The 20,136-nt window shown below is 41.1% G+C and carries 8 protein-coding genes and 2 pseudogenes; 7 read left to right on the top strand and 3 right to left on the bottom strand.

The features are described from left to right. Positions 1 to 7 precede the first annotated feature (7 nt). Both VYM24_RS05010 and VYM24_RS05005 read right to left on the bottom strand, forming a co-directional pair. Positions 8 to 3,046 (bottom strand): SusC/RagA family TonB-linked outer membrane protein, encoded by a 3,039-nt coding sequence (locus VYM24_RS05010; protein WP_330941621.1) that lies wholly within the window; start codon positions 3,044 to 3,046, stop codon positions 8 to 10. 19 nt (positions 3,047 to 3,065) lie between these two features. Beyond that, positions 3,066 to 4,577, bottom strand: a complete 1,512-nt coding sequence (locus VYM24_RS05005) for a hypothetical protein (protein ID WP_224321090.1) — start codon at positions 4,575 to 4,577, stop codon at positions 3,066 to 3,068. 201 nt (positions 4,578 to 4,778) lie between these two features. Here VYM24_RS05005 and VYM24_RS05000 point away from each other — a divergent pair. Beyond that, positions 4,779 to 8,499: pseudogene (locus VYM24_RS05000) on the top strand (hybrid sensor histidine kinase/response regulator transcription factor). 124 nt (positions 8,500 to 8,623) lie between these two features. Continuing rightward, the gene (locus VYM24_RS04995) at positions 8,624 to 9,760 is read left to right on the top strand and encodes an AAA family ATPase (RefSeq protein WP_330941620.1); all 1,137 of its coding nucleotides are present in this window, start codon (positions 8,624 to 8,626) and stop codon (positions 9,758 to 9,760) included. 208 nt (positions 9,761 to 9,968) lie between these two features. Here VYM24_RS04995 and VYM24_RS04990 read toward each other — a convergent pair whose 3' ends face one another. After that, positions 9,969 to 10,403, bottom strand: a complete 435-nt coding sequence (locus VYM24_RS04990) for a DUF6078 family protein (RefSeq protein WP_044268383.1) — start codon at positions 10,401 to 10,403, stop codon at positions 9,969 to 9,971. A gap of 141 nt (positions 10,404 to 10,544) precedes the next feature. Here VYM24_RS04990 and VYM24_RS04985 point away from each other — a divergent pair, with 141 nt between their 5' ends. The 5 genes and pseudogenes from VYM24_RS04985 to VYM24_RS04965 all read left to right on the top strand — a co-directional run bounded on the left by VYM24_RS04985 (position 10,545) and on the right by VYM24_RS04965 (position 20,116). Beyond that, positions 10,545 to 11,135, top strand: a complete 591-nt coding sequence (locus tag VYM24_RS04985; protein ID WP_330941619.1) for an RNA polymerase sigma-70 factor — start codon at positions 10,545 to 10,547, stop codon at positions 11,133 to 11,135. 71 nt (positions 11,136 to 11,206) lie between these two features. After that, a complete protein-coding gene (locus tag VYM24_RS04980; RefSeq protein WP_330941618.1) occupies positions 11,207 to 12,217 on the top strand; it encodes a FecR family protein in 1,011 nt (336 codons plus the stop codon). A gap of 245 nt (positions 12,218 to 12,462) precedes the next feature. Continuing rightward, a pseudogene (locus VYM24_RS04975) lies at positions 12,463 to 15,928 on the top strand (TonB-dependent receptor). A 12-nt stretch (positions 15,929 to 15,940) separates the two neighbouring features. Then, complete coding sequence (locus VYM24_RS04970; protein WP_330941617.1) at positions 15,941 to 17,968, top strand: RagB/SusD family nutrient uptake outer membrane protein; 2,028 nt, start codon at positions 15,941 to 15,943, stop codon at positions 17,966 to 17,968. A gap of 90 nt (positions 17,969 to 18,058) precedes the next feature. Then, entirely contained in the window at positions 18,059 to 20,116 is a 2,058-nt protein-coding gene (locus VYM24_RS04965) for a beta-galactosidase (RefSeq protein WP_330941616.1), read from the top strand. The last annotated feature ends 20 nt before the right edge of the window (positions 20,117 to 20,136 follow it).

Here is a 20,136-nt window from a genome sequence, read left to right as displayed (position 1 = left end):
TCAAGGATTAAAATTTAAAGTCAATACCAAACAAGAATGTACGTGGGTTGGGATAGGCAATGCCATCGATACCTGTTTCGATTACACTTCCATCATTACCAATTTGCGGACGTTCGGGGTCCATACCTGAATAACCGGTGATAGTGAACGGATTCTGTGCTGAGAATGAAAGACGCAACTCTGTTCCGCGCAACAGCTTCTTGGGAAGAGTATAGCCTACCTGGAGCAGTTTGCATCGCATGTACGAACCATCTTCTACAAAGAAGCTGGATACGCGTGTATAGTTCTGATTCAGGTCGTTGTATGACAAGCGTGGAATGTCATTGCTGGTACCTTCGCCATGCCATGCTTTTTCCAGCGTACCTGCCCATACGTTCTGTCCGCTTACACCGGAATATAATCCTTTGGTTTTATTAAAGATATCGTTGCCGAGTGTTCCGTAGAAGTTGGCTGTGAAGTCGAAGTTCTTGTAATTGAAGCCCAGATTCAAACCTACCATAAGGTCTGGATAAGGGTTACCGATCCATGTCTTATCGTTTTCGTCCAGTACACCGTCATGATTCAAGTCTTTGAAGCGGATATCACCTGGCTGTGCTTTATCCTGTATCTGTTTTCCATGTTCGTTGGTATGAGCATATACCTCGCTCCAGTTTTGGAAGATACCATCTGCCACGTAGCCGTAGAACCGTGAAATTAAACCGCCGTCTTCGTTACGGATGATCTGATCACTATTGAACCCACCTGTCTGAATAGGTCCGTCTCCAGAGAATTTGATAGCTCTGTTTTTCACAGCTGAAAGGTTTACACCTACATTGTAAGAGAAATCAGATACTTTATCCTGCCAGTTCAGGCTTAATTCCCAACCGCTGGCTTTCATACTACCGATGTTCATCCATACAGTGCTGTTCCAATCGGGATAACCGATAGCGAAGATATTCTGTTTCTGATAGAGCATGTTGCTGGATTTCTTTTGGAAATATTCAAAAGTTACACCTAGGCGAGAGTTTAGGAATGACATGTCCACACCTACGTTCCAGTCTTCTACTGTTTCCCATTGCAACTGATTGTTTCCTACACCTGATATCATGGTACCGGGTACACGGACGGGAGTTGAACCAAATACATAGTCAGCTTGTCCCAGAAGGGTAAGAGTAGCATCGTTGTCGATGTTCTGGTTACCTACACGTCCCCAACCACCACGTAGTTTCAGATTGCTGAATACCTTCTGGTCTTGCATAAAGCTTTCGCTGATGATACGCCATGAAGCAGATACCGCAGGGAAGATAGCATACTTGTTTCCTTTAGGGAAGCGGGAAGAACCATCGGCACGGATAGATGCTGTCACATAGTAACGGTTATCATAGTTATACATGATACGTCCTAAGTATGATATCAACGTGTTGTAGGTGGTAGTACCGTCACCTTTCTGATTCTGTGTACCGGCATTTACTTCCTGCATGATGTCCATATTGTTGGGCACATCGTCGCGTGAAGCTTTGGTCTGGAACCATGCAAAACGTTCTGCAGTGAAACCACCCATTATATTGATGTTATGCTTTGAAGCAAAAGTGTCAGAATAAGTTGCGGTATTGGTCCAGTTCCAGTCGAGCCATTCTTGCATCTCACGGGAAACATTACTCAATGTAGATTGTTCCAAAGCGTCGATATAGAATTCGGGCGTGAATCCATCCGAGCGACGGAAGTGGGCATTGGCTCCGAATTGTGTACGTAAGGTAAGCTTTTCAATCGGATTTACTTGTAAATAGGTGTTTACAATGGCACCCATTTCACGTGAATGTCCATTCTGGCGTGGCAACGAACCGGCTGGGTTCCATTCCTGGTTGTTATAAGAACGCTGATAGTTGTTAAACTCATTGTCCACCCATTGATCTTGTGGTTTAAATACAGGAGTTGTCGGGTCCATGGACATAGCAGCTGAGAAAAGGTTGGGAGTATCATCCCATGATTCTACGCGCGGTGCAATGTCAAAACCCATCTTCACGTATTTGTTGAAGGTATATTCCGTATTGAGACGTGCATTGATTTTATCCCAGTATCCGTAGTCGTATTGTGAATTGTTACGGAAATAACCTAAGCTAAGATTATAAACCAATTTGTCATTACCACCGGAGATGTTGAGTGAGTAATTCTGTACTAAAGCAGTCTTATTGATTACCTCATCCCACCAGTCGGTACCATTCGGATTGGTAGTGGCACCGGTGTCATTCCAGATAGAGGTACCTCCATCATTTGTATAGCGGGTATTGAACACTTCTTTGTATTCGGCAGCATTGGCCATCTTGGGCTTAGCCAACGTTTGGAAACCTGCCGATGCACTGAAACTGATATTTGTTTTTCCGGCAATACCTTTCTTGGTAGTAATCAGGATTACACCGTTAGAGGCACGCGTACCGTAGATAGCAGCTGCAGAAGCATCTTTTAGAACTTCCATGGACTGGATATCATTACTGTTTAGGAAGTTGATGTTCGTACCTACCGGCATACCATCTACCACGTAGAGCGGATCGGTTCCGTTAACCGTAGTTACACCACGGATCAATACTTTGGGTTGTGTACCCGGGCCACCACCGCTGGTTACTTGTACACCGTTGATCTTACCTTGCAAGGCGTCCATAGCGTTACCGGTTACAGTTTCGGTGATTTCATCGCCTTTTACTGTAGCGATGGAACTGGTCAGGTCACTCTTTTTCACGGCACCATATCCGATAACCACCACTTCGTCCAGTAGTTCGGCAGATTCCGACAGCACAACGTTGATGGTGGTCTGTCCGTTCACTTTGATTTCTTGTGTCTGGTAACCGATGGTAGAATACACAAGTATGGCGTTTGCAGGAACATTCATCAGTGTATAATCACCATCGATGCCTGTGATGGTGCCTGTTCCACTATCTTTCACTTGAATTGTAGCTCCGATCAAAGGTTCCTTATCGGTAGCTGAAGTCACTATACCTTTTACTGTTATCTGTTGTGCATAGCTGCATATTGACAGTAACAAAAGACATGCAATTAATAGTTGCTTTCTCATTTGTCAGACTATTATTAGATTAATTTACTCGTACTAATTTCGCTCTACCCAGGTGGGAATCAAACCAGAATTGATAGGTGCCTGTTACAGTCACTTTAGGTTTAGACCATACATCTTGTGTTGTAGTGGGACCGGTGTAATTGGAATTTTTAAATGCACTTCCGGTGTAATAGCCGAATATTTCAGGCTCTTCTTCAGTATCGCTGCACCAGCGAACAAAGTTCCACCATTGATCTGTGTGATAGTTGTGAATAATGAAGTTCATTGATTCTCCTGCTGTCAGTGACATAGGCTCATTGTAGAACAAGTGCGGGTTAGTGGCATCCTGTTTGAAAGAGACTACTCCGGTAGGATTGTCAGGTGTCAGACCGAACGTAAAGTCCATCATCTCACCGCTGTTGTTGTTCCATTTATCCATGGTAGGTAAGCCGTATTTCATGCTTGCAGGCCATGGGTCTACAGCTTCTGCAAGTGAATAAGTTTCCATTTCATACGTCTTCAGCAAGATATTAATATTGATTTTATAGTATACATTAGCTTCAGTCAGTACAATTGGTTTAGCCAGTGCCGGATCATCGGTCAACATGGTTTCATCTGTCGGATCAATACCATAACAAACAGGAGAAAAACTTGTCTTCTGCGGTAAGAAGAAGATTTCTGTATTAGCTTTCTGGCAATAATAGAGAGCTTGATATTGGAATTCGCCCACATGATCTATGCGCATCGGTACGCCGAATACATCGCTGTTTAGTTCAGTTTCGGTAGCTACGTCTGCCAGATACATCTTTTCGAAATCCTGCACATCGGTTACAGATACGGTACATTCTATCATTGTGCTTTTTCCTGTCTTGTCGACAGCGGTAAGAGTCATCGGATAGTCCTTCTTTTCATTAGGCATTGTGATGTTGAATGAGTGCTCAAAAGCTTTTTCGCCATCAGCATCTATTTTTAGGTTTTCATATCCTTCGATGCCTTCGATATTTACCAATAGATAATCCAGCCCGCGGTCGTCAGTTATCGAGATATTCATGTTGAGTGTAGGGATTTCACCTTCTCTCAGCAATACGGTGACCATACCACCCTTTTCGGGTGCAATAACGAATACAGGGTCTTCAAAGTCTCCGTCCAACGTTACAAGTACATCTTGTGAAACAGTACGTCCGCCTACGTCGGTTACGGTAACTTTTACGGTGAACTGTTCACCGATTTCATCCGGTTGAATTTTGAAGTCGTAGCTCAATTCGTAAGTTTCGAGAGGTTTCTCATAAATCTCGATCAAATCGATTGTTTTGTTGAGGTTCAGGTCGGCACATTGCAGTTGAATGGTTGAAATACCATCAGCATCTTTAATCGTTCCTTCCAATGTAAATGTGCGACCATTTGCAGTCTGAATGTGTTCGAGTGTCATTTCTATGGAAGGTGCTTGTCCGTCCACATCAGGATAGCCATCATCGTCGCTACATCCTGTAGTCCATAAAGTCAGTGATAAGAATGCCCAGAGTAGGGCAGCATTGAATAAATGCTTCTTCATACATATTACTTTTAAAGTTAAACAATTAGATACATTCTTTACTAAAATATCACTTTTAGATGATGCAAATGTAAGCTATCTTAAGTTTCTTGGACTGCATAAATCTTGCAGTGAGGGGATGTAAATCTTGCAATGAACGATTTGTGTATCTGAAATAAAGAATTTATTTATACTTTTGGATTGCAATAGAAAATTGATGTCATGAAAAGCAGATTATTACTTTACTTACTGTTGTTACCTGCCCTTCTGACGGCACAACCTTATGCTGTCAGGCAATTGGGAATTGAGAAGGGATTATCCAATAACTATGTGGTTAGTATAGCCCAGGACAAGGAGGGCTTTCTATGGTTTGCGACAGAAGAGGGCCTGAATAAGTTCGATGGAACGCGCTTCATTACTTATTATAAGAATGAAACAAAGAACGGATATGGCATTACGGGGAATGAACTGAACTGTCTGCTGGATGATCCGAAGGATTCCATCTTATGGATTGGCACACAGAGGGCGGGGTTGAATGCTTATGATTATGTAAAGGACACTTTTACATTCTACCGGCATAATGAGGCTGTGCCTGAAAGTATCATTACGGATGACGTAACCAATGTTATTGCCGCTGCTGATGGAAATCTATGGGTGACAACTTATTGGAAAGGAATTGAATATTTCGATAAAGAAACCGGTCGCTTTTCTCATTATAATACGGCAAATGTACCGGGGCTTGCCAGTGATAACATCTGGACTGTTGCTGACGGGGGGAATGGTAAGTTATATGTAGGTCATGTCCATAATGGTTTTAGTATTCTTTCCATTAAAGATAGGAGGGCGAAGAACTTCGTGCATGATCCGAGTGATCCGCACAGCTTGCCGGGTAATGAAGTGAGATGCGTATATAAGGAGCTGAATAATAATATCTGGGTAGGGACAAACAAAGGTCTGGCATTGTTTAATCCCGAATCAGAGAATTTCATCCAGTTTAATTCAGACGGGAATCTTTCGCACTATATCTACGACATTAAGCAGCTTGACGGGAATAAGTTGTGGATAGCTATGGAATTTGGCGGAATAGCCATAATGGACTTATCGCAGCGCTTGTTCCTGCTACCCGAACAGACTCAATTTCATTATATCAGGGAAGGAGATGACGGATACAGTCTGTCTAACTCAAGTGCGAGGTGTATTTTTCAGGATTCATTCAAGAATATATGGACCGGTGTATGGGGTGGCGGCATAAACTTCCTTAGCTATGAGCCACCTTTGTTCAGCGGTTATTACTATTCTCCCAATCAGAATTCAATGAGTCGCCTGAATAATAAAACAGCAAGCAGCGTTTGTGTGGACAGCCAAGGTAAATTGTGGATTGGAACAGATGGGGGAGGAATCAATGTCTTTGATCAAGGTAAACGGGTATCCGTTTATCAGGAAGAGATTCGGGAGTGGTCTGGGGATAGGAGACGATGAATTGCAGGATATCAATCTCTTTAATATGGAGAACCTGTTCCCTTCCAATACCATAAATGCGATTTATGAAGACAGCAGGAAGAATGTATGGGTCGGGACAGGAGAAGGTTTGGTGTGCTTCTCCTCGCCATCCGATTGGGAATATAAGGTTTACCGCCGTGAAGAAGGATTGACCAATACACATATACGTGCTATAACGGAAGATGCCAACCATAATATCTGGGTGAGCACCAATAAAGGAATCAGTTGTCTGTTGCGGGATAAGGATGTTTTCTATAACTATGACCATTGGGATAATGTGCCGATGGGAAATTTTATGAGTGGCAGTGTGGCTAAGGATCAGGATGGAGAGATTTATTTCGGTTCCATCAATGGACTTTGCCACTTTAATCCGGATTTTGTTCTGGCAAAGCGTGAGTCTCCTGCGGCTGTTATCACGGAAATGAAGATATTTGCTCCTTTGGGTAATGCGGGAGGCAATGAAGAGGTGGTCAGTATTGACGGTCGGTCGAAAGTAAGGCTGAAGTATATGCAAAATAGCTTTAATATAACTTTTAATATACACAACTATGCATTGGTCAATCAGGTGGAGTATGCCTATATGCTGAAAGGACTGGAAGATGCATGGTATACGGTGACGGATCCCAATAACGTTACCTTCCGCAATGTACCTCCCGGTGATTATCACTTCATGGTAAAAACCCGTATCAAGAACCAAGAATGGTCGGATGAGGTTACTACTTTGGATATTCACATTGTTCCGCCTTTGTGGCTTACCTGGTGGGCGAAATGCAGCTATATATTGTTGAGTGGAGCCATCCTGTTCCTCATTCTTTATGCTTACAAGAAGAAGCTCGATATGGAAGTTCTGTACGATCTGGAAAAGAAGAATCATGAGCAGGAGCAGGAACTGAACCAGGAGCGTCTGCGTTTTTATACCAACATCACGCACGAACTCCGCACACCGCTGACGCTGATACTGGGACCATTGGAAGATATGCAGAAAGGTAACTCACTGTCTAGCAAAGATTCCCAAAAGATATCGGTGATTCATCAGAGTGCGATCCGGTTGCTGAACCTGATAAATCAGATACTGGAATTCAGAAAGACGGAAACGCAGAATAAGAAACTCTGTGTGGCTCATGACAATATCGCTAATCTGGTGCATGAAGTCGGCCTCAAATATAAGGAATTGAACCGCAAACCGGATATAGAGTTCCACATCGAACTGGAACAGGAGGATATGTCCCTGTACTTTGATAAAGAAGTGGTGACCATTATCCTGGACAATCTGATCTCCAATGCGATTAAATATACCGAAAAGGGTATCATTACACTGGGCCTGTATCACGTGGTGCGGAACAACATTGACTATACCGAGATTAAAATCAGCGATACCGGTTACGGCATCAGCCCCGACTCATTGCCCCATATTTTTAACCGTTATTATCAGGAGGGCGGTGATCACCAGGCCTCCGGTACGGGCATCGGTTTGGCATTGGTGAAGAATCTGGTTACCCTTCACGAAGGGGAAATAAGGGCGGAAAGCACTTTGGGTGTAGGCAGCACGTTCTACTTCAGCCTGCTGACGGGCAATACCTATCCCAGTGTGTTGCATACCGATTCACCGGAGAAACCGGCCGATGAAAAGGAGGAAAAGGAAGAGATTCCGGAATTAGTGTCCGGTGGAAAGCGTATTCTGCTGATTGTGGAGGACAATGAGGACATTTGCAACTATATCGTCGAGTCCTTCTCCGATGATTTTGAAGTGAAGACCGCCGCCAACGGCGAACTGGGAATAGAGCAAGCGTTGAGTTGTATCCCCGACATCATCGTGAGCGATATCATGATGCCCGTGATGAACGGAATCACGATGTGTAAGCAGCTGAAAGAAGACGTGCGCACCAGCCATATTCCCATCATCCTGCTGACTGCCAAAGACTCTCTGCAAGATAAGGAAGAGGGATACCAGGTGGGAGCGGACTCTTATCTGACCAAGCCTTTCAGTGCTACCCTTCTGCATAGCCGCATCAATAATTTGCTTGAATCGCGCAAGCTGCTGGCGGAGCGCTTTGCCGGTTCGACGTCTCATCACAGTCTGGATGAGAAGCGTGCCCAGCTGGCAGAGTCCATGAATAAGCTGGATAATGAATTTCTTGAGAAGATAAACAAGCTGATAGAAGACCGGCTGTCGTCCGAGAAGATTGATATCGGCTACTTGTCTGACAATATGTATATGAGTAAATCTACGCTTTACCGTAAGATGAAAGCGCTGACGGGACTTTCCACTAATGAGTATGTCCGTAAGATAAAGATGCGGTATGCCGAACGGTTGTTGCTGGAGGGCAGGTATAATATATCCGAGGTTGCGTTCAAAGTAGGTATAAATAGCGTGGTTTACTTCCGGCAATGTTTTAAAGAGGAGTTCGGAGTGTTGCCTTCGGATTATCTGAAACAGCCGTAAAGGGGATAGGTGGTAATAATACAATGTTATCAAACAAGTTTGTTACAAACAACTTTGTTTGTAACAAACTTGTTTATCATCAAATAAATCGTTTATTTTGCAGATAACAGTAAACTTTTGCATTATGGAAAAGCCATTTGTATTTGGTGTAGCCACCTCCGGTGAAAACTTTACCGACCGCGAAAAAGAAACAGAGCGTCTGCTTCTCAACTTTACACATGGTGTAAATACCATATTGATTTCTCCTCGTAGGTGGGGAAAAACGTCATTGGTGAAAAAAGTGGCCCAAATGGCTCAAACCGCGAAAAGAAAGGTTGTATATATGGACATCTTTTCCTGCCGAACCGAGCAGGAATTTTATCGCCTTTGGACCACTTCCGTACTTAAGCAGACCTCATCCAAATGGGATGAATGGATAGAGAATGCCAAACTTTTCCTGTCGCATATCAATCCTAAAATCTCTATTGGGACAGACCCGATGAACGATTTCTCAATCAACTTTGAATATGTTAGAGGTGATAGTTTTGAAACCGATATTCTGCAACTACCCGAGAAGATAGCTCGCGAGAAAGGTATTCAGATTGTAATTTGCATTGATGAGTTCCAGCAGATTTCGGACTTTGAGGACTCCAAAACTTTCCAAAAGAAACTGCGTACCGTTTGGCAGTTGCAACAGCACGTATCTTATTGCCTCTTTGGGAGTAAGAAGCACCTGATGAATGAACTTTTTGAGAGGAGGAACCTGCCCTTCTATAAATTCGGAGATGCTATCTATCTTACTAAAATAGAAACGAAGTATTGGGTGGAATACATTTGCCGGCGTTTTGCGGATACCGGAAAACATATTTCCTCCGGTTTGGCCGAAGAAATATGCAGGCTCGTTGATAATCATTCCTCCTATGTGCAGCAACTTTCCTGGTTACTTTGGATACACACTGCCGGTGCTGCTACCGATACTCAGCTTTCAGCTGCTTTAGAAGATTTGTTGGATCAAAACAACATCTTGTTCCAAAATGAAATAGAATCCCTTTCATCTTATCAAATGAATTTCCTGCGGGCTATTATTGATGGAGTCGATTCAGGATTCAGCCGTAAAGAGGTGCTGCAAAAGTATAATTTAGGTACTTCGGCCAATATTATCCGTCTGAAAAACGCTTTGTTGCAGAAAGAGCTGATAGAGACAGACGGACCAAGAGTCACACTTTCTGATCCTGTGTTTGGGGTTTGGTTTAAGAAGAGAGTGTGTATTCCTCCTGCCTGATCATTTTGCTGCCTTGCAGCTTTAATCTGCCGGGAATGCGGCGTTGCCGAAACCGTAGAGCTGTGCCTGATTCTTGCCACCGCTTTGGCACAGTCGTGCCATAGGCATGGCAATGTTGTGCCACTATGATGGCAAAGTTGTGCCATAGGCATGGCAAAAGCATGGATCTATAGATGGGAGGTAGCTAGCCTGCAGATGGGGGAGATTGTTACCATTCGTAGTCTTCTACGTAAGCGTCAAACTCCTGTTTTCCGGTTGCACCGCACTGTTTGAAGATTTTCTGTACGTCCCTTTGTTCGGCAGGGCTGAGGAGGCGTTCGCCTTTGCGGATGCGGTAATAGGTTCTTCGGCTGAAGTATTCTACCAGATGGATTATGGCGAGTTGTCTTTGCTTGTGGGGCAGGTTATCAAGGATATTCATGCAGCCTTTGGCATATTGCACTTTTTGACTGGAGCGATAATGGGGACATGCACCCTTCAGTTTAGCCTGGTATTTGGGGCTGATGACTACCCAGTATTCCATACTGTCCGGCACTTCTTGCTCTACCAGTTGCCGCAGGCAGGTAGATGCTTTGGGGCATTGGCGGTTGAGGCATAAGGGGTAATTGTAGGGTACGTTCGTAAAATGATGTTCTTCTTCCATAGTTGTGAGTTGTTTGCTCCTTAGTGTGTTTGCTTGTGCATAATGGTTCCTAAGGGGTACTGCAAAAGTAGTTATTTTATTCTGATATATTTTACAGGCACTAATATTTTTCTACCTTTGCCTATACTTAAATCTGGTGGCATGGAATTTTCAGAACAGTTAGTTATTGAGCAGTTGAAACAAGGTAATGAGGAAGCTTATAGATATCTGTACCGGAATCATTATAGTATGTTATGTCATGTGGCTCGTGAATTTGTAGGAGATGGCTTTCTAGCAGAGACACTTGTAGGTGATGTAATATTCCATATTTGGGAGGTTCGTGAGCTTCTGAATATACAAATCTCTTTACGCAGCTATTTGGTACAGGCGGTCCGTAATCGCTGTAAGGATTATCTGTCTTCTAAAAGGGAACAAAGTGAAGTAACTTTCTCTGTATTAGGCGAAGATGAAGATATCAGGGAGCGGTATATAACCTCTGAAGATACTCCCTTGGGCTCATTATTGGAAAGGGAATTAGAACATGAGATTTATCGTGCTATTGATGAATTGCCTGAAGAATGTCGACAAGTTTTTCGAAAAAGCAGGTTTGAAGGAAAAAAGTATGAGGAAATCTCACAAGAAACCGGAATCTCTATAAATACCGTTAAATATCATATAAAGAATGCTTTGGCTACCTTGTATACTAAGCTTGGCAAATATCTGCTGACTATCTTCTTCTTTTTTTTCGGCTGAAATAGTGAGAAAAACCCAATTTAGACTACCCTATCAAATAAAAAAATCGTCATCATTATAGAGACACCAATATGGAAACAAAAACAGCACATATAGATGAACTGATTTCTACCTTCCTGGCAGAAGGGTTGGAAGTAAATGCTTTGGAAGAATTGAAAACATGGATTGCCGAATCGGAGGAAAACCGTGTGTACTTTATGAAATGCCAGGAAATCTGGTTCTCTGCGGTGCAGGAGAATGGAGGAGAATATTATGATCAGGAAAAGGCTTTTGAACGTTTTGAGAAACGGCTGGAAAGGCAAAAAGCTGAGAAGAGAAAGACGAAAAACTTTGTGTGGAGAAGTTTGTACAAATACGCAGCAGCAATTTTACTACTCGGTTTTATTTCATATTTTTCATATCAGAAAGGAGAAGACAACTTAAGAAATGCCTTGGCGGAAATAGAAGTAGAAGCACCGGCAGGCTCGCAAACTCGTCTTCATTTACCGGATGGAACAACAGTATTGCTGAACTCTGATTCCCGTATCACTTATGCACAGGATTTTGGTGTAAACAGTCGTGAAGTGACTTTGCAAGGTGAAGGATATTTTGAAGTGGCACATAACCGGAAGATACCGTTTTATGTCAGGACGGAGGATGTACAGGTGCGAGTTTTGGGAACTAAGTTCAATTTTCGCGATTATCCTGAAGATGGGGAAGTTGTTGTATCTCTGATAGAAGGCAAAGTGGCTTTGAAGAATAAAATTCGTCAAGAGGCTGATTTGGTTTTGATACCTGATGAACAAATGGTGCTGGACAAGAAGGAGAAAGTGATGAAAAAAGAGTCGATAAATGCTCAGACAGTATTGCGATGGGCAGAAGGCTGCCTTTCATTTGACGAAACACCATTGCTGGAAGTTGCCAAAATATTGGAAAGAAGCTATGGTGTAAAAATAGAGTTTACCGAAGAATCTTTGAAGGAACTTAGATTTTATGGAAACTTTAACCGGACTAAGCAAGGTATTAATGATATATTGGACGCACTGTCTGCTACCGGAAAAGTACATTATACGTTGAAAGGAGAGAAAATCGTCTTATATTAATTTTTTTGTTAAACCTTAAATATTAATTAATTATGAACAGAAGTCCATAATAGCTAACTAAAAAGGGGAACATATAGAGTATATAAGAAAATCGGAAGATGTACGAGACCTTCCGATTTTCACTTCTCGTTCCTCAACTCAGTCAATTAAGTGTGAGATGCTTTTAAGAAGTGTTACAAAAGTAGCAAAAACATTTCTTTAAGAGCGCCTTTTATCAGATGTTTTAATCATTAATTTCTAAATTTATGAATTACAGAAAAAAGGCCATCCTTGTGGTCGGGGCTTTGCTATGCCTGAATCTTAGTATATATTCTCAGGATATATCTTTGAAAATGAGCAATGTATCGGTGAAGAAGGCGATAACGGAGTTACAAACTCAAAGTGGTTATTCATTCGTTTATATTGCAGGAGATATTAATACCGATAGAAAAGTATCAATTGATGCCGGTCAATTGGATGAAGCTGTCAAACAGATACTGAAAGGACAAAATGTTTCCTATGAAATTCAAGGGAAAAGTATAATTGTCAGAAAGGGGACTCAAGACCAGAACTCCACAAAGGAACAAAAGAAGCAAAAGATTAAAGGTACAGTGACTGATGTGGAAGGTGAACCGGTAATCGGGGCGACAGTCACCGAAGAAGGCAATCCTTCGAATGGTACGATTACTGATATAGATGGAAATTTTACTTTGGAGGTATCTGTTGGTAGTACATTGTGTGTATCGTATATTGGTTACAAAGAACTACGTGTGGTTCCTGTAGGAGAAAAATCATTGGCAGTGACTTTAAAAGAAGATACTCAAACTTTGGATGAAGTGGTGGTTATCGGTTTTGGAACGCAGAAAAAAGTGAACCTGACCGGTGCTGTCAGTACGGTAGATGCAGAAACATTTGAGGCACGTCCTGTAGCAACTGCTACTCAGGCTTTGCAAGGACTAGTTCCGGGCTTACAGATTTCTACCAGTACCGGTGAACTGGATCAGAATATGAGCATCAATATTCGTGGTGTGGGTACCATCGGTGATGGGTCAAGTGGGAGTCCGCTGATTTTAATTGATGGTATGGAGGGAGATATTAATACTGTCAATCCACAAGATATTGAGAACATTTCTGTGCTGAAAGATGCGGCGGCAGCTTCTATTTATGGTTCGCGTGCACCTTTTGGGGTAATATTGATTACGACTAAAAAAGGTAAGGCTGGAAAGGCCTCTATAAGTTATAATAATAATTTCCGTATAGCAAGCCCCATCAATTTACCTAAAATGATGGATTCTTATACTTTTGCTAACTTCTTTAATGCCGCATCTTTGAATAATGGTGGGGGGGATGATTTTCAATGATGATATTATGCAGCAGATGATTGATTATCAATCTGGGAAGATTGGCGGTGGAGTTCCATCTTCCTCAAATGGGCAATGGGGTAAACCGGATTATGATCCTTTTACAAATGCTTATGCGAATACAGACTGGTATAAAGAAGTGTATGAAGACAATGTGTTCTCACAGGAGCATAACTTAAGCGTGAATGGCGGGGCAGAAAGAGTGGCTTATTATGCTTCTTTTAATTATCTGAATCAAAATGGTTTATTACGTCATGGACATGATGGTGTAGAGCGCTATTCGGCTACAGCTAAGCTTAATACTACTTTAACCGATTGGTTGAAGTTCAATCTTACTACTCGTTTCGTGAGGAAAGAGAATGAACGGCCTAAAGCTTTTAACGGCTGGTTTTATGAATGTTTTGATCGCTTGACATGGCCTAATCTTCCTGTTTATGACCCTAATGGATATTATTTTGATAATAATGCAACAAACCCGGCCATGGTTTTGGCTGAGGGAGGGAATCGTAATACGACTTCTGATCAACATTATTATCAGGCCTCTCTGTTGATAGAACCAATTAAAGGATGGGTGACTAACATAGACTTTAATTATAGTATATTGGATTACAATGTAAAAGAGACAGGGTTACCAGTCTATAACCATGATGTAAACGGAAATGTGGTTAATACAAATGGTACTTCATATCTGTATAGTGAAAATAAAAAAGAGGATTTCTGGAATCTGAATGTCTACAGTACTTATGAACATTCATTCAATGATGTCCATAATTTGAAAGTGATGGCAGGTCTGCAAATTGAAGAGATGAAGCAGGAGTATTCTTCGGTTCTGAAAAACGGACTGATGGTAGACGGTATGCCTCAATTTGATTTGACTACTGGTACGGATGGAAATGGAAAAGAATTAACCCCTTCAATCAAAGGTAACTATAATGAATGGGCTACAGCAGGTTTTTTCGGACGAGTGAATTATGACTATAAAGGGCGTTATTTAGCAGAGTTCAATATGCGTTATGACGGAACTTCCCGATTCAGGCGTGGTAGCCGCTGGCAGGCTTCTCCTTCGGCTTCTGTGGGATGGAATATTGCTAATGAGGAATTTTGGGAACCGCTTAGTGGAACAGTAAATGCACTGAAGTTACGTTTTTCTTATGGTGAGCTTGGCAATCAGAATACTAATTCATGGTATCCGACTTATCGGATGATGTATTTAGGTGCTTATGATGGAGGTTGGATGGAAAATTTGAAGAAGCCCAATACAGCATTAATAGGCGATTTAGTTAGTACTTCATTGACTTGGGAGACTGTACGTACATGGAATATAGGCTTAGAGTTCGGGCTTTTTAATAATCGCTTGACGGGATCATTCGATTATTATACACGATATACAGATAATATGGTAGGCTCTGCTCCTGAATTACCTGGTATTTTGGGGATTAAAGTTCCTAAAACTAATAACTGTGACTTAAAGACCACTGGTTGGGATTTGAATATCAACTGGAGAGATAGACTGAATAATGGTTTGGGATATGGAGTTGGACTTGTATTGTCGGATGCAAAGACCGTCATAGAAAGTTATCCGGGTAATAGTGCTCACTCTATCAACACTTATATTGCAGGAAGGGAGATCGGTGAAATATGGGGCTTTGAGACTGTAGGGATTGCTAAAAGTGATGCTGAAATGCAGGAACATCTTAATAAAGTGGGCGGTCAAGATGCTTTAGGATTTAATTGGGCTGCAGGTGATATTATGTACAAAGATTTGGATGGTAAGTCTGGTATTACTGAAGGCGGACGTACTTTGGAAGATCATGGTGATTTAAAAGTGATTGGTAATAATACACCCCGCTATTTCTTTGGTCTTGATTTGACGGCTGACTGGAAAGGTTTTGATATACGTTGTTTCTTCCAGGGTGTAATGAAGCGTGATTACTGGTGTAATGGTGGAACTTTCTGGGGAATCTATACAGGTATGTGGTACTCCATTGGGCTTGAAGAACACAATGATTATTTCCGTGCAGAACCAATTGGTTTACCCGGACATGAAATTTCCGCTAATTTGGATGCATATTATCCTCGTCCGGTGATGGATAACGGAACGAAGAATCAGAAAGTACAAAGTCGTTATTTGCAGGATGCTTCTTATATCCGCCTGAAGAATCTTCAGATTGGTTATTCATTACCCAAGCAATGGATACAAAAGATTGGCTTGAATAAATGCAGGCTCTATGTATCCGGTGAGAATCTTTGGACGGGAACCTCTCTTTCTGCACTGTATGATCCGGAAACAATCAATGGTGGATTTGATAAACGAGGAAATGCATATCCACTTTCCAGAACCTGGTCTTTTGGTCTTAATGTAACCTTTTAATAATTTGATAAAATGAAAATAGCAAAAATAATAATGATAAGTGCCGTGGTAACCGGACTTGTCTCTTGTGATGATTTTCTAGACAGGACTCCTCAGTCAAACCTTTCTCCGGAAACTTATTTTACGAGTAGTTCCCAACTTAAGGCTTATGCCGACAGAATGTACTCTGATATTCTTCCGTCTCATTCCAATAGTGGTAATAATTATGGAATTTATGGGGTAGATACAGGCACTGATAATCAAACAGGGGCTGAAGCAAGTAATATTTATGCTGATGGACTATGGAAAGTTCCTAATACAGAGAGTAATGATTGGAAATTCGATTGGATTTATCATACTAATTTTTTCCTTTCAAATGTATTGGTGAAGTATGGTGAAGACCTGAATGGCTCACAGAATACCATAGAAGGAAATATATCAGAAATCAAGCACTATATTGGTGAAGTTTATTTCTTGCGTGCTTGTGAATATTTTAAACGTTATTGGAAGTTTGGTGATTTTCCGATTGTAACAGAACCTTTGCCTGATGACAAAGATGTTCTTATTGAAGCTAACAAGCGGATGCCCAGAAATGAAGTGGCACGATTTATTTTGTCTGATTTGGATAAGGCTGCTACTCTTATGAGTGGACAGCAGATGAGCACTAATCGCATAAACAAGGATGCTGCCTTGCTATTGAAGTCGAGAGTTGCGCTATTTGAAGGGACATGGTTGAAGTACTTTAAAGGAACTGCTTTTGTACCTAATGGAGAAGGATGGCCAGGAAAGAATAAAGAATATAATGCCAATTATCAATATCAGTCGGGAAGTATAGATAATGAAATAACTTATTTCCTTGAGCAGTCTATGGCTGCTGCTAAAGAAGTTGCTGAAAAATATAAAGGAAGCCTGACTGTGAACACGGGTGTGTTGCAGCAATCGGTGACTGAACCGGAGAATCCTTATTTTGAAATGTTTGCTAATGAGGATTTATCTTCCTATCCGGAAGTCTTGTTGTGGCGGCAATATGGGCGTAGCCTCGTTACTCATGCTGTTGATATTGCAGCTAATCAGGGAAATAATAGAATTGGTGTGACGCGAGGGTTGGTAAATAACTTCTTGATGTCTGACGGAACGCCTGTATACAAAAATGGCAGTTATGCCGATGGAAATGATTATTATAAAGGTGATAAAACTATCCATGATGTTCGTCAGAATCGTGACTCAAGATTGGTTGTATTCTTAAAGGAACCTGGTCAGAAAAGTATTTTGTATGAAAATCCGGAAGGAACAGAAGCATGGATGGAAGAGCCGTATCCGTTGATAACTTCCGTAGACGGTCAGAGAGGATATCTGACTGGTTATGCTTTGAGAAAAGGAGGTTCTTTCGACCAGTCGAACTACTTGAATATGAACAGTTATTCTGCCTCTGTTTGCTATCGGGCAGCTGAGGCATTACTTAACTATATGGAGGCATGCTATGAGAAAAATAGTTCGCTGGATAACCTTGCTAAAGAATATTGGCAGATTATTCGTGAACGTGCTCATGTAGATAGCAATTTTGAAAAGACAATATCACAGACCGATATGAATGAGGAGGCTAAAAATGACTGGGGAGCTTACTCTGGTGGGCGTCTAATTGATGCTACTTTGTATAATATCCGCCGGGAGCGCCGGTGTGAGTTGATGGCAGAGGGCTTACGCTATATGGATTTGTGTCGTTGGAGGGCTATGGACCAGATGATAAGTACTCCATATTTTGTAGAAGGAATTCATATCTGGAACACACCAATGGAAAAATGGTATAATGACTTATTGGCTGATGGTTCAGACAAGGCTACTGTATCTTCTCCGGCAGTTAGTGAATATCTTCGACCTTATCAGAAAAATAGTAATCAGAAATGTAGTAATGGCTATATGTGGCACATGGCACATTACCTGACCCCTATTATGTATAAGCAATTTCTAGTGACATTATCAAGTGGTAATAATGTAGAAGATTCTCCTCTTTATCAGAATCCGTATTGGCCATTGGCAGCAGATCAGTCTGCAGAAAAGTAATAAAAATATAAGAGAATGTTCGGTAATTATATTTATAGCTTTTTAATTCCGGACATTCTCTTTTCATAAATATAGTTGAAAGGAAAGCATATGAAGAAGTTGGTTTTATGGATATTATTTATTTCAATAGGTAAAATTATATATGCGCAGCCCAAATTCGATAATGTATTGTACGGTGCTGCTTATTATCATGAATATATGCCATCTGAACGTTTGGACAAAGACATTCAGATGATGAAGGAGTGTGGACTTAATGTGGTGCGTGTCGGTGAATCTTCTTGGGGGTTGTTTGAACCGCAAGAAGGGGTTTTTGATTTTAAATGGATGGACCGGATTATCGATAAAATGTACGCAGCCGGTATTAAAGTTATTTTAGGGACGCCTACTTACTCTATTCCAGCCTGGATGGCAGAAAAACATCCGGAAGTGTTGGCGGTATATCAGAGGGGTGGGAAAGCTCATTATGGTATTAGACAAAATATGGATATTACAAATCCTACTTATCTCTTTTATAGTGAACGCATCATTCGTCGTCTACTGGAGCATTATGCTTCGCATCCTGGTATTATTGGTTATCAGGTAGATAATGAAACTTTAGCGCGTGGAATTAATAATCAGGATTTCTTTGTGGGATTTCGGAGTTATATAAAACGGAAATTCGATAATAGTCTTGACTCTTTGAACCATGCGTGGGGACTCAATTATTGGGGAATGAATATACATACATGGGAAGAATTTTATGCCAGAGATGGAGTTACAAATCCTTCTTATAAACTGGAATGGGAACGGTATGGAAGAAAGAAAGTTGCTGATTTCTTAAATTGGCAAGTGGATATTGTGAATGAATATAAGCGAAAGGATCAATTTGTGACCCATTGTTTTATGCCGTTTTTCCATGAAATGGACCAGAAAGAGAGTATGCGTCAGATGCAATATCCCGCAATTAATATTTATCATGATGTTCAAGATAAACAAGATGGACATTTCATTGCTTATGGAGGAGATTTTATGCGTACAGTGTCGAAAGGCAATTATCTTATAACTGAAACCAATGCGCAAGGTAGAGGATGGGACGCAAAAGCACAATATCCTCCTTATGATCGTCAATTACGTCAAAATGTTTATTCTCATTTGGCTTCTGGAGCCAATATGGTGGAATACTGGCATTGGTCAACTCTGCATTATGGACAAGAAATGTATTGGCGGGGAGTGTTGGGGCATGATTTGGTTCCTAATCGCATTTATAAGGAATTTGCTACTGTAGCTGGAGAATTGAAGAAGATAGGTCAGAAACTTGTAAATCTACGAAAAAAAAATAAAGTCGCCATTTTGTTCAGTCATGATTCATATTATGGCCTGCAATTTATGCCTTATACAAATAGAGAGAATTATCCTGTTGAAATGATACACCAAGTGTTGTTTAATATGAATATAGAGACGGATATTGTTCCATGTGATAATGATGATTGTGATTTCTCTGAATATAAATTGTTGGTTATTCCGTCACTGTATGTTGCCTCTGAGACTCTTTTGAATAAGATTGCGACATTTGTTGAACAGGGTGGCAAAGTAATTATGATGTATAAAAGTGGTTATTGCAATGAATTTGATGCGGCAAGAACAGAGATAGCTCCGGGACCATTACGTAAAGTATGTGGTTTCTACTATCAGGAGTATTCTACGATAGGGGCGATGAAGTTAAAAGAAAATCCTTGGGGAATAGAATCAAATGCAGCAAGTGAATTTATGGAGTTTATTATTCCGGAGACGGCACAACCATTAGCATATGTTGAGCATCCATTTTTTCAGAAATGGCCAGTTGTGACAAAAAATAATTATGGGAAAGGGAGTTTAGTTTATATTGCTACATATCCTTCTTGGGAACTGTTAGATAAAATCATCTGCCAAGAGGCTGAACAAACTGGATTAAGACATAAAGAGGACTATAAATTTCCAATAATTGTTAGACAAGGTATAAATGATCAGGGAAAGCGGATTCGTTATATATTCAATTATTCTGCTTCTTCCCAGTCTATTAAGTACAATTATAGTAAGAATGGCATTGATCTGCTAAGTAAGAAGATGGTAAAGAAAGATGAGCTTGTTACTATTGAACCGTGGGACTTACTGATAATCGAAGAAAACTGATTTTAATATAATTATTTGGA

This window comes from Bacteroides sp. MSB163 (genome assembly GCF_036416795.1).
GTDB lineage: Bacteria > Bacteroidota > Bacteroidia > Bacteroidales > Bacteroidaceae > Bacteroides > Bacteroides maternus.
This window is presented reverse-complemented; position numbering and strand designations above follow the sequence as displayed.